General features: G+C 38.1%; 8 protein-coding genes. 3 read left to right on the plus strand and 5 right to left on the minus strand.

All coding sequences use genetic code 11. The features are described 5' to 3' along the window. Positions 1-85: 85 nt before the first annotated feature. Positions 86-1,048: a ParB N-terminal domain-containing protein gene (locus NO992_RS00065; RefSeq protein WP_069019168.1), complete on the minus strand. Its 963-nt coding sequence runs from the start codon at positions 1,046-1,048 to the stop codon at positions 86-88. 13 nt (positions 1,049-1,061) lie between these two features. Then, positions 1,062-2,294 (minus strand): AAA family ATPase, encoded by a 1,233-nt coding sequence (locus tag NO992_RS00070; protein WP_017216876.1) that lies wholly within the window; start codon positions 2,292-2,294, stop codon positions 1,062-1,064. A 703-nt stretch (positions 2,295-2,997) separates the two neighbouring features. Here NO992_RS00070 and NO992_RS00075 point away from each other — a divergent pair. Continuing rightward, positions 2,998-4,212, plus strand: coding sequence for a hypothetical protein (locus NO992_RS00075; RefSeq protein WP_017216875.1), 1,215 nt, complete (start codon positions 2,998-3,000; stop codon positions 4,210-4,212). A gap of 594 nt (positions 4,213-4,806) precedes the next feature. On the opposite strand, the gene NO992_RS00080 is transcribed toward NO992_RS00075, so the two are convergent. Further along, a complete protein-coding gene (locus tag NO992_RS00080) occupies positions 4,807-5,673 on the minus strand; it encodes a DNA replication terminus site-binding protein (RefSeq protein WP_371373273.1) in 867 nt (288 codons plus the stop codon). A 2,517-nt stretch (positions 5,674-8,190) separates the two neighbouring features. Between NO992_RS00080 and NO992_RS00085 the strand changes: the two genes are divergently transcribed. Beyond that, positions 8,191-9,546, plus strand: a complete 1,356-nt coding sequence (locus NO992_RS00085; RefSeq protein ID WP_010378652.1) for a class II 3-deoxy-7-phosphoheptulonate synthase — start codon at positions 8,191-8,193, stop codon at positions 9,544-9,546. Between the two features lie 31 nt (positions 9,547-9,577). Here NO992_RS00085 and NO992_RS00090 read toward each other — a convergent pair whose 3' ends face one another. After that, positions 9,578-10,387: a pyruvate, water dikinase regulatory protein gene (locus NO992_RS00090; protein WP_371373277.1), complete on the minus strand. Its 810-nt coding sequence runs from the start codon at positions 10,385-10,387 to the stop codon at positions 9,578-9,580. A gap of 143 nt (positions 10,388-10,530) precedes the next feature. Here NO992_RS00090 and ppsA point away from each other — a divergent pair, with 143 nt between their 5' ends. Beyond that, positions 10,531-12,906, plus strand: coding sequence for a phosphoenolpyruvate synthase (ppsA, locus tag NO992_RS00095; RefSeq protein ID WP_253104008.1), 2,376 nt, complete (start codon positions 10,531-10,533; stop codon positions 12,904-12,906). Positions 12,907-12,980: 74 nt separating this feature from the next. On the opposite strand, the gene NO992_RS00100 is transcribed toward ppsA, so the two are convergent. Then, positions 12,981-13,148: a hypothetical protein gene (locus NO992_RS00100; RefSeq protein ID WP_371373280.1), complete on the minus strand. Its 168-nt coding sequence runs from the start codon at positions 13,146-13,148 to the stop codon at positions 12,981-12,983. Positions 13,149-13,266: the final 118 nt, after the last annotated feature.

Genomic DNA, 13,266 nt, shown 5'->3' on the forward strand with positions numbered 1-13,266 from the left:
AAAAGGACTGGTTGGAGGTCAACTGACTAGAAAAAGCGCCGAGTTGCCTGATAATTCAACCAACGCGGCAATTTTTGAACGAACCTTAGTTATAACTGCTAAGTAATTTTTGCAATTGTTCCAAACGCTTATCAGTCAATACTCGATTATCTATTTTCACGGTGACATCACCGCTTTTAAGATTTCTTTGTACTCGAATGTAGTCGTTCTCTAGCATGGACTCCACGCGAGAATCGCTACTTCCGAAAGTAGTCAAGAATTTAGTGATCTGAACAGCACGTTTCTCATCTGACATCTCTTCAGTCATAAAATCTTGCGCTTTAAGTGCAGCAATTTGCTCTGAAAACTGCTCTGGTTGTTCTTGTTTCGCTGTGATGAGCTTTTTAGCCGCTTCACGGCCTAAATGATTCGCCGTTGGATATAACTGCAATACTTCGACCGGAATGCTTTCATAAGCTTTCAATGCGTCTGCGATAGCTGTGTGAGAAACACCTTCCACGGCAGCTATTTCTCGATACGATCCTTTTTGGCCTTGTTCGATCAAGTTATGTTTAGTATCAAAATAGGCTTTACCCAATTCCCAAAGGCTCGGAGCGATGTATTGATCGGAAGATACCGCTAATGTCTTTGCATCTTCGTCACTAAAGTCTTTCGAGCTCAACACCACATAATCTGCTTCGGCTAGCAAACAGGCTTTACGGCGTCTTGAGCCTGATAAAACGTGAAGTTTGCCATTGTGTTGCCAGCATAGGGCAGGGTGGAGATTTCGCTTATCTTTTTTAATGGCAGGTAATATATCTGCGACTGCTTTTTCGCTTAATAAAGATTGCTCGCGGCGATTCTGCCCATAAACTGTGGTTTTACTCTCAATTTCGCTAAACGGCACTACTTCACAAGTCAGTACTATGGTTTTTGTCGGATCGCTTGGCGCAGGCATTGTAACCACGTCGCCTACTTTAGCCTGATCTAAAAGATCGTCGAGGCTACTGCCTTCAACCGCAGTAGCAAAAGGATCAATTCGTGTATCATTTTTACGTTTTCTAGCCATTATTAATACCTTTTTATTCTGCTAGCGAGGATTGTGTTGAAGGCCAATTTGAACGGATCAGCATCTCTAATTCATCAACCACGTCTTTGATATTTTCTTGCGCTTTTAGCAATGCTTCACGACTTGCTAAACTATCTGAAGTCTTTTGGTCAAAAATAGTGTTAAACGATGAAGAGCTCGCAGTAATTGCTGAGCTGTGATTGATTGGATAGCTCATTACTTGACGACCAAAAGCACTACGTACATCTTTAACGATATCGCGCTGAGAATGGTTGCCTTTAACATAGTTAGTGACCAAGAATTGCATAAAGTCCCAACCTTCGTGACCAAGAGCTGCAACGGTATGGTATATCTCACCAAGACGCTTCAGGTATTTATTATTAGCGTCGAAGTCTACGGCCTCTGGGTGTACAGGTATCAACATAGCCGTAGACGCCATCAATGCGTTGTAGAACATAAAATTAAGTGAAGGTGCGGTATCTACTAGGATAATATCAAATTCGTCTTGTACGGGCTCTATAACCTTCTCTTTAAGCTTATGGTAATGACGTGTCTTTTCGTAGCTTGAACTTTCTTTTAACTCTGTTGCTGTTTCGTGTTCAAAGTAAAAGTCATCCATACCAGAAGGTAATACGCGAATATTTGGAATGTGGGTTTCTTGGAAGGAATTAGAGACAAGATCTTTCCATGTTTCACCTTCATCTAACTCAATGCAATCTCTCATTAGATCGCCAACCGTGATCGGCTCATGATCATTAGATGGAAAAAAGCTTGATGATGATCCTTGTGGATCAAGATCAATGATCCCGATGCGATAGCGTTTAATATTTGTTGTAGCTAGTGCTGCTGCAATATTCACCAAACTTGTTGTTTTACCACAACCGCCTTTCAAACTATTAATCACAATGACTTGTAATTTATCGCTGGACTTTCGTTGATCAGCATTTACACCGAGAACATCTGCCATCGCAAAGATATTTGCTAATGTGTATGCATAATGACCGTTTGCACCTTTCTTTATATTGATGGTATCAAAGTCACCTTGATCATGACGTCTTTTGAGTGTTCTATTATTTACACCAAGTAGGTCTGCGGCAGCTTTTTGCGTGTAAGTTCTAAGCTCTTTTTCTTCAGTTTTAAGATGAGCTCTATAATGTTGAATACGACCAGCAAGTGATTGTTCTGCTACTTCTGCTGTAGCTTTCAACAGCCGGTACGTTGATAGCGCATTGTTATTTATAGACATACACATTATCCTTTATTTGATAACGATTATTATAATGTCCATATATTTTGCTGTAAACACAAAAAAACAAAGACATTTGTAATTTTGATTTACATCTAAGTATAAATAAGAAAGTTTAGATATGGTTAGATATATAGGTATTAAAGGCTAAGGCAAAGAAATTATATCCTATCCAACTGTTTTACATAAGTTTTTTTGATTTTTATAGATCTGTTTTTTACTAGGTTAAGATCAGATCTCTTATAACTCCGAGATCGGAATTTTACTAACTACTATTTCAAAAAGTTATATATAAACAGTTTATGCACAGAATTATTCACAGGCATGATGCTTGAGATCAATTTTTTACTAAGTAAGATCAGACAGTTATGCACAGATGATATAAGATCTAGTACGTTAAGGTATGTATAGATCTGATCTCTACCTAGCATAGATCAGATCTTTACTAATTAATGATAGAGTTTTCCACAAGGACGTCTGGTTTGTCGTTGTAAATCCGCAAAATAGACCTTAAATTAAAGGTTTTTCGGCGTTCATTTTACCTTTGTTAGTAAAATCTTGATCTGAAAATCGGCTCTACTTAGTAAAAGAATGATCCCAACAAAAAAAGTTACTTCAGATCACTTTTTTACTAACTTTAATCATTAACTTTTTCTGTCGAATATGTTGTTATTAGACGTCATGAAAATTTGGAAGTAAAACAATGAGCCGGAAGGTGAACATCTCTGTTGACAATTTGCCCGATTCGCTTCGTGGACAGATCCATGGTGTCGAAAGTGCAATCGATAACGAAAGTTTGGCGTTGTTTACGGATAATAAAGATGTTCGAGTATCTTTAGAAAATGCCGCCCATGGGTTAAGAGCTTATTCTAACACTTTTAATCATTACGATTTATGGGGGCGTTTTGTTCGTTCGGGACATAAAAAATTACCGTTAGAAGAAGCGCCTAAAAAAACGATCGTAACGAGGAAAATATCTGAAAAAGTAGATGGTATTCTATACGAAGGTGAGATAAAAATTACGCCTGCTGTTGTTAGTACTAAAAAAGATGGTGATGACGAAGAGTTTTTAGTTTGGCCATCTGACCGAGAAGAAAAGGTCGAGCGCGCGCTGATCCGTCTAGCTTCCAAAGGCAAGATTGTTAAAATAAATTTTAAGTCCGGTATTCAATACGCAGTTATTTTTTCGATGAACGAGCTTGCCCAAGAATTAAAAGCTGTTGGTCAATCAATGCCTTATCCGCAAATTAAGGAATCTTTGGAAGCCCTTCAAGGTTCTAAACTTTCGTTCAAATATACAGCTACAGATACTAAAAACCCAAGTATTGATGATTCATTTTACGAATCAAATATGAACTTTCTGTCGTCGCTACACTTTAGTGGCAAAAAAGGACAGGGCGGAAACATCAAATGTGTTGCATGCTTAAATGCATTTGTTCATAACATGATCGATAACTTGGAGTATAAAGGTTATTATTTCAACAGTGCTCAAGAGTTAAAACGTGGTTTATCTCGTTGGATGATGCTACGTTTGTATCATCTATGGCGTTATGCAGCCCCAGGTAAAACTTATCATTTTCGCCTAATTTCAATTATGGAAAAATATGGCTCAATTTATTCTGATGATGAAATTACAGAGAATAAATTAAAGGCACTTCGTCGTGATATGACCACAACAATGAAAGATTTGATCGAGAAAGGGGCAATATCCGAATACAACATTTCAAATGTTAAGGATGAAAAGTCCGGGAAAATCGTTGATTATGTGTACGAAATGCACCCATCTGCTCAATTCTGTGACGAAATATTGGCTCTCAATAAACACCATAAACGTATCGAAATTCAAGGTGGAAAACGTATCGTCGAAAATGTTGAAGTAATTGATGAAGATACATTAGAAGAAATCGTTAAAAAATAGGATTTCTTATTTTGGCTAGAGTGGTACTTCTAGCCAAAACAAAAAACTTCTATATCAAAGCTAATTTCTATTTCAACAGAAGATACTTTCTGAGCGAAATTTATCACAACCCAATTCTTCAAAACGATGAAAACTAAAGAGCTAAAAGCTTTCTTAAAAATTTTCTGCGGTGAAAAATACTGACATCAATAAATCTTGAAACTACATCTGCGGATCAAATTAATTCTCTAATCCTTAGAAGAGAGAACAAGCATATCAATAATTCAAACCTTCCTATTTAGAACAATCAACTAGAAAAAGTTTGTTATCCAACAGACGTTGATTTGTTAGTGATTGCTAGAAGCAAGTCCGTGGTCGATCAGCTATTCAAAGCTTAAAACTTAATGATAAATCAAAATTTAACCTGAAGAAATTTAGTACTTAATCTGTGAAGATAACGATTTCATCTTAGCCTATAAGTTTTAAAGTAGTATAGAACACATCATACAATAATGAGGACAAGTACAGTTAGTACTTGCATGGTCTATGCTTATCTTTCAAGATTATGTTAAATTGTGTCACATTATTAAATTCTGTGTGGAATTTACCTTATTATTATTCAAATCTTTCTAAATAAATTCTATCGACTAGAAAGTTGTACTCTCGCTTTCTTGGATGATCATCCTTTTGTGTAAAATGACTTAACTCCCCAAGTTTAGTGTCTGGATGCGGGTTAAAGAGTATAAATGGAAGTGCGGCACTTACATGATAGCGACTTTGAGCTGTATATCTTACATTCACCTCAGGTGTTACTCTGGTTGGCCTTCTAATTCTGAGCTTTGCATTTTCTGATAGACTAGAAACTCTATATTTTTCTTGTTCTACTAGCTGTTGCCACTTTTCCTGATCTATCATCCTCGGATTTGAATAAAGTGACGAGCGATTCAACATCTCCATAGCAAGTTCTTTACTCAAAACTCTGGTTGCATGTTTTTTCATCCAGGTAAATCGAACGGAATAGGGAGCTTCGGATTCGCTATGTATTTTTCGATAGGCAGCCAAAGTCATTAAGTTAGGAACTGCACTATGAACAGCTTCGAATCTGGCATCATTGTTAGAAATTTCCAGAATAGCATTTTTAAAATTTTCTTTGGCAAGATTTACGGCATTCACTCTAGACTTGATAATTTCTTTAGGATCATTGACTAACAGAAGACCTGGGAACCTTTGCAACAATTTTCCGCTTTCTCGGTCGTTTAAATAGAGATCGCGATAAGCATCTAAACATTTAGCGAGTGCTTTTTCACCTTCTATTTTTGTAACCGCTATATTTGTTGGAGCGGTTTCTTCATCTTGTTTTTTTATATCAGGCAGTTCATAAAAAGTTGCCTTTTTTATATCGGCTTCAGTCAGTTCATGGCATAGCTGATTAATATGTTCGTTAAGAATATCGAAAGTTGAACGTATATTGAATTTATTCATTGTATGATGTGTTCTTATTATCTCTTTAATATTATATCAAAAATAATGGAACCTCGCTAAGCGATTTTACTATGAGTATTTAATGGAAAAACTAACCATATCATTTTCACTAAACCTCCATTTGCTAAATTAAGCTGGATATCTTATATAGAATATCAGTGTTAAGTAGTTAGCTATTTGACCAATTAGTTGTGAGTGATGCAGTAACAGTATACATGTTTACCTAATAAATAAGTATGATGTGTTCTTCTAGGTTTATCCAGATTATATCAAAAATATTCTGATAGCTCATATTTATCTTCACTTATTTAGCCTCTATTCAGAGCGCCAAGACTTTGGAGAAATCAAATGATCAGCTAGGGACCTTTCATTGTTTGATTTTTGTTTTGGTTCATTGTTGGCCCAGAAGTGCTGGGGAAAGGTACTTTGTGTCTTTATCGCCTGACTCATATAGCATAACTATGCTACGCAGGTTCTGCCAACAGCTGCAAAAACAAACTTGAAAGATAAGCAGGCCCTAGTTAATTTTATAAATAGAGAATTAAATCTACGTTATTTTGATGAAAATGTTCATCAGCTTTTTAGAGGTCAAATTATCTAATTTATATTTAGTATGATGTGTTCCTTTTTATGAGCTAAATTATATCAAATTTTTTTGCATTTCTCTTATAAAATTGGATTTTGATAAATTTTTGCAGGGAGTTCTTAACGGACAATACTCAAATAGAAAGTGGTGGCTAGTAATCACTCAGAATGGCAATGCTAATTTTCAGCTTCCTGATTAATTTTTAAATTTAATGGTGATTTCATATTGATTAACAGTTTGTATGATGTGTTCTTTGTGAAATCCTCGCGATGATACTCTTTTTTATAAATTAAAGTCAACTTGTTGATCCCGACATTGTCTTGTTACTGTCAAGAGGTTTTGGTAGTGAAAACCCATAGTAAGTATTCACAAACTTTATTTCGACCGAGCGCTTTTATGTAGACGTGAAGATTTAATAGATTCTAGTTAGACCGTAAAGGGAAGGTGATTGATAAGTTGAGATGTAAAAAGTAAGCGTGTACTTACTTCTAAATAATTTAATTTTACACTTTCTTGGAGAACAACCGTACCACTTCTTTTACTTTGCAATGAATCTTCAAGTAATATCCGCATTTTCTGCAGTCTTACCTGACTAAAATATAGTGCAAGTTTCTTTTGATACATGTTCAGTTCGAAGTTGCAACGCTAGCACTAACTTTATAATAACTAAACCAGGCACTTCAGTATTATGCAAATTTCGCCGGAATATTTCCTTACCCGATTTGTACCGAAGTTAAATAAAGAAGAGCTGGAGTAAATATGAAAACGCATCTCATATGTTTAGGCAGTTTCAACATCATATCGTTCTCACACCTGTGTTCATGTCGAAGAGCAAAGTAGAGATCTCTCTTCAAGCGTCTGAATAGCTCGGTTGTGAACGAGTCGTGCTGGATGTGCTAGTTGTTTATAGGAAAATATCTCTGAAATTAACAGTCTCGAAGTTGATGGGGATTTTGGAAATGAAAATAGCGTTTAAGTTATTTAACGAGTAATCATATTAATAGTCACCTTAGGCAGAGTCCTCTTGATGCTGTAAGAATAGATGAACGAAAAAAGTTGTTGTGTTAGAAATCAAGAAAAGGATGAGGGTCAAGAGCAAACTCAGTAGTACTATAGTAAGCAATACCACCTTTTTAACAGTAGAGTTTTATCTAGTTAGTCTAGATTGGTCGGCGAGATTTCATCGTATAAGATAGCTTAATCAAGAAAATTCATTTTATTTAAATAACCCAATGAACTGAAGAACGATCTCTCCAGTTTTTTAAGTAATGAGCTCTCATTTGGGGAGAGGCCAGCTGGAAGTATCTGTGTGAGTTAACATTTCCAAAAGCTATGTGTGATTTGTCACAATACGACTCATTTTTCTTACTCCCTTCCTGCTCATAAAATACTACGAGTTGCTACCTTTCACCTTTCATAGATGAAACTTTAAAAAGCAATCAACTTAACATAATACAAATAAGTGACCAAAATCTGTCTGTTGCCTTGCTATGTAAATACTCCGTAAAACGGTTTACTGAAGAGATAGGGTAGAATTCCATTGTTGCGAACAAAGTCTTGAACTGGCTACCATCCGACAGCGCCATTAAGTAGGTCTACAAGATTATGTTTGATATTAATATCGCTTCTAGCGATCTTAAATCGACAATAAAGCCCATTATAACGGCCTAGATCTTAAAAGTCCGATATTTGTCAAATTGAAGTTCGCTTTCGTTCTGGTTGAAGAGATGTATTAAAAATTAACTTTCTTAAACAAGGATTATATCGTGAAAGAATTTATGGAACAGTTTTAGCTATTGTATCTATTTATTTTTATTGCTAAATGTATGATGTGTTCTTTGTTAAAACAAACTAAAGTTTTTCCTTGATGAATAAGGGGGCTTGGGGTACTGTTCAATGGTGGTAACACATATTGGAATGAGGAAAATACAATGGCTAATTGGAGCCCAAATAGCTGGAGAGATAAACCTATCTTGCAGCAACCTGAATACCCAAATTCAGAGAAGTTAAAATCAGTTGAAAAAGAACTAAATTCAGCCCCACCGCTCGTTTTTGCAGAAGAGACGCGAAGCTTGTATAAAAGCCTAGCAGATGTTTGTGAAGGTAAAGCTTTTATATTGCAAGGTGGTGATTGCGCCGAATCGTTTTCTGATTTCAGTGCCGCTAATATTCGTGATACGTTCAAAACACTTTTGCAAATGGCTGTCGTATTAACCTATGGCGGTAAATGCCCGGTAGTTAAAATTGCTCGAATGGCTGGGCAGTATGCAAAACCCCGTTCTTCTGATTTTGAGACTATTGATGGTACATCCTTACCTTCATATCGTGGCGATATCGTTAATAGCTTTGAGTTTACGGAAGAAGCACGTATCCCAGATCCTGATAGATTGATGAAAGCGTATCACCAGTCTGCAGCAACGCTTAACCTACTTCGCGCGTTTGCGCAGGGTGGTCTTGCAGATCTGCATCAGGTAAATCGCTGGAATATGAGTTTCGTAGCTGCAAATCCGTTAAAAGACAAGTTTCAACAACTCGCTGAGCGTATTCAAGAAGCACTTGAGTTTATGGAAGTTTGTGGCATTGATTCAACAGTTGCACCAAGTCTGAAGGAAACTCCGCTTTATACTTCACACGAAGCGCTACTATTAGGTTATGAAGAAGCGTTAACGAGAAGAGATCACTTATCCGGTGATTGGTACGATTGTTCTGCTCACTTTGTGTGGATTGGTGAACGTACGCGTCAATTAGATCACGCACATATCGAATTTTTCCGTGGTATTAAAAACCCTATTGGCGTAAAGGTTGGCCCAGGGATGCAAGAAGATGAGTTAATTAAACTTGTCGATGCGCTTAACCCTGATAATATTCCTGGTCGTCTAACACTTATCACACGCATGGGTGCAGATGTGCTGCCGGAAAAGCTGCCTAAATTAGTTCGCAGAATTCAAGAAGAAGGCCGCAAAGTTATTTGGACTTCGGATCCCATGCACGGAAACACTGAAAAAGCGACCACTGGATATAAGACACGTAGCTTTAACAATATCCTAAGAGAAATCAGTCAGTTCTTCGCAGTGCATAAAGCTGAGGGTAGCTATCCTGGTGGGGTGCACTTAGAAATGACAGGGCAACACGTCACTGAGTGTGTTGGTGGTGCCTATGGTCTATCAGACGAAGACTTATCTCAGCGTTACCGCACCCAGTGTGATCCGCGTCTAAACGCAGACCAAGTTTTAGAGCTAGGATTTTTAGTTGCTGATCTACTAAAAGATGCTCGTAAAACAGTATAAATGGCAAACAAAGGGCCGCATTGCGGCCTTTTTAGTATTTATGGCGCTTTAACCCAGTTTCAGAAATAATCTTTGCTGAGATTTCCTCAACGGAATAACGTGTACTGTTCAAGTAAGGCGTTCTATTCTTTTTAAATAGCATCTCGACTTCTTTGACTTCAATACGGCATTGTCTGATTGATGCGTACTTGGAGTTTGCCATTCTCTCTTGCCTTATTGCGGCTAGTCTTTCGGGATCTATGGTTAAGCCAAAGAGCTTACCTTTGTATTTATCTAGACATTTGGGTAGTTTTCCACTTTCTAAATCATCCTCTGTCATCGGATAATTCGCGGCTTTTATCCCATATTGCAATGCTAAATATAAGCTTGTCGGCGTTTTACCGCTGCGGCTGACACCAACCAATATGATGTCTGCCTCGTCATAATCTTTAATATTTGCGCCGTCATCATTTGCAAGTGCGTAGTTAACTGCATCAATTCTAAAATCATAAGACGATTCGTGAATGCTATGCGTGCGGTGCATTTTGGGCACCGGCTGAACTTTTAGCTCTCTTTTTACTATTTCGCTCGCATAAGATAAAAAGTCGTAACAAACCCCTTGCGACGATAAAATAATATCGGACAATTCTGGATTAACGAATGTAAAAAACACCAATGGTTTTTCACCTGAAGTCTCAGCAACCGAGTCTATTAATTCTTTGATTTCATTTGCTTTTTTTACTGTTTCTACAAATGGTATCGTTTGGTGATTAAATTCTACAGGGAACATTGAAAGCGTTGCGTGACCAAACACTTCAGAGGTGATAGCGGTACCATCGGAAATATAAAATGCTGTTCTCATTTTGCTATTATTCATTCAGAAATTGTTGAAAATAAGCCATCGCGGTTTACGAAGACTGCCTTACCGTTGTAGAATGCCCTTGACCAAGTGGAAAGGTCAATTAATCTCTCACATTTAATACAATTTGTTTTGGAGACAGTTCCGTGCAAGACTACGTTCTCTGGTATCAAGAGTTGGGTATGCAAGATGTACCTCGAGTTGGTGGTAAAAACGCTTCTCTAGGTGAAATGATATCTAACCTTGCTAACGCTGGTGTACAAGTACCTGGTGGATTCGCAACAACAGCCGATGCGTTTAATGAATTTCTTGAGCAATCAGGCCTCAATGAAAAAATCCACTCAATCCTAGATACTCTCGATGTTGACGATGTCAACGAATTAGCCAAAGTCGGCGCCCAGATTAGACAATGGGTTATCGATACACCATTCCAACCAGAATTAGATAAAGCAATCCGTGAGGCGTATAGCCAGTTACACGGTGACGCAAGCCAAGATGTCTCCTTTGCTGTTCGTTCATCAGCAACAGCAGAAGATATGCCAGACGCCTCCTTCGCTGGCCAACAAGAAACTTTCCTAAATGTTCGTGGCATTGATGCCGTAATGGTCGCTATCAAGCATGTTTTTGCTTCGCTATTCAATGACCGTGCAATATCTTATCGTGTACACCAAGGCTATGATCACAGAGGCGTGGCGCTTTCTGCTGGTATTCAGCGTATGGTGCGTTCAGACAAAGCGTCGTCTGGAGTTATGTTCTCAATCGATACCGAATCAGGCTTCGAAGACGTTGTCTTCGTTACTTCTAGCTATGGTTTAGGCGAGATGGTAGTTCAGGGCGCAGTAAACCCAGATGAATTTTATGTTCATAAGCAAACGCTTGCAAAAGAAAAACCTGCTGTTCTTAAGAGAAATATTGGCTCAAAAGCAATCCAAATGATCTACTCAAGTGATGAGTCTCACGGCAAGCAAGTTGAGATTGTTGATGTAGATTCAGCACTATCTAACCAATTCTCGATTACAGACGCAGAAGTAGAAGAATTAGCAAAGCAAGCTGTTATTATCGAAAAGCACTACGGTCGTCCAATGGATATCGAATGGGCAAAAGATGGTAACGACGGCAAGCTTTATATCGTTCAAGCTCGTCCAGAAACCGTCCGTTCAAATGAAGATGCGAACGTAATGGAACGCTTCCAGCTAAAATCAAAGTCTGAAGTTATTGTTGAAGGTCGTGCAATCGGTCATAAAATTGGCTCAGGCGTAGTTAAAGTCCTGTCTTCAATTGATCAAATGGACTCGGTAAAGCAAGGCGATGTTCTTGTTACCGATATGACGGATCCTGATTGGGAACCTATCATGAAGCGTGCCTCTGCTATCGTAACGAATCGTGGCGGCCGTACTTGTCATGCGGCAATCATTGCGCGTGAGCTAGGGATCCCAGCCGTGGTTGGATGTGGTAATGCAACCGATTTGATCACCAATGGTGACACGGTAACAGTATCATGTGCAGAAGGCGATACAGGTTATATCTACAAAGGTGAACTTGAATTTGATGTTATTTCTTCTCGCATCGATTCAATGCCAGCTATTCCGATGAAGATAATGATGAACGTTGGTAACCCAGATCGCGCGTTTGATTTTGCGAAATTACCACATGCAGGTATCGGTCTTGCGCGTCTTGAGTTTATCATCAACCGTATGATTGGTATTCACCCTAAAGCACTACTTCATTTTGATAAGCAAGATGCAGAGCTTCAGGCTGAAATTAAAGAGCTAATCGCGGGATATGAATCACCTGTAGAGTTCTATATCAGCAAGCTAGTTGAAGGTATTTCTACGCTAGGTGCAGCATTTGCTCCAGAGCGGGTAATTGTTCGTATGTCTGACTTTAAGTCAAACGAGTATGCAAACTTGGTTGGCGGTCAGCAGTATGAGCCGGAAGAAGAAAACCCAATGATTGGTTTCCGCGGCGCATCTCGTTACATTTCTGAAGACTTTAGAGAGTGTTTTGCATTAGAGTGTGAAGCCATTAAACGTGTTCGTAATGAGATGGATTTGACCAACGTTGAAATCATGATCCCATTCGTTCGTACCCTAGAAGAAGCTGCTCAAGTTATTGAAATTCTTGAAGCGCATGGTCTAAAACGTGGCGAGAATGGTCTAAAAGTCATTATGATGTGTGAACTTCCATCAAACTGCCTACTTGCTGAAGAGTTTTTAGAATATTTCGACGGCTTCTCGATTGGTTCTAATGACCTTACTCAGTTAACACTTGGTCTGGACCGCGATTCTGGCCTCATTGCGCATCTGTTTGATGAGCGAAATCCAGCTATCAAGAAACTACTTTCAATGGCAATTCAAACTGCTAAAGCGAAAGACAAATATGTAGGTATTTGTGGTCAAGGTCCATCGGATCATGAAGATTTTGCTGCTTGGTTAGTTGAAGAGGGGATTGACTCTGTTTCACTTAACCCAGATACAGTACTTGAAACTTGGCTTTATCTAGCTGAAAAGTTTACTAAATAATTTAATGGCCCCAATGCAACACATTGGGGCTATTTCATTTCTGAAATGTCCTATCTAACTTTTCGCAGCCAAGCTTAAACAAACGCTGCACATTTTTTAATGTGCTTCTTTGCACCTTCATGATTCATCGAGAAACACACCAGGGCCGCAAGTAAAAAGATAACCGATGGACCGGGCACAATAAAGAAGATCAATGCTAGAATACAAAACACAATACCAGCAAGGTCGTAAATAATTTTCATGTTATTTCCTCCTATACAATATGAGTATAAGGTGTGTGGTAAAATAAACTATTTCCAATTGTAACAAACCATAAAATTCTCAAGTTGATCATTAATCCTTCGTGATACAATTAATTCA

Origin of the sequence: Pseudoalteromonas sp. DY56-GL79 (assembly GCF_041414765.1) — a bacterium.
Taxonomy (GTDB): domain Bacteria; phylum Pseudomonadota; class Gammaproteobacteria; order Enterobacterales; family Alteromonadaceae; genus Pseudoalteromonas; species Pseudoalteromonas piscicida.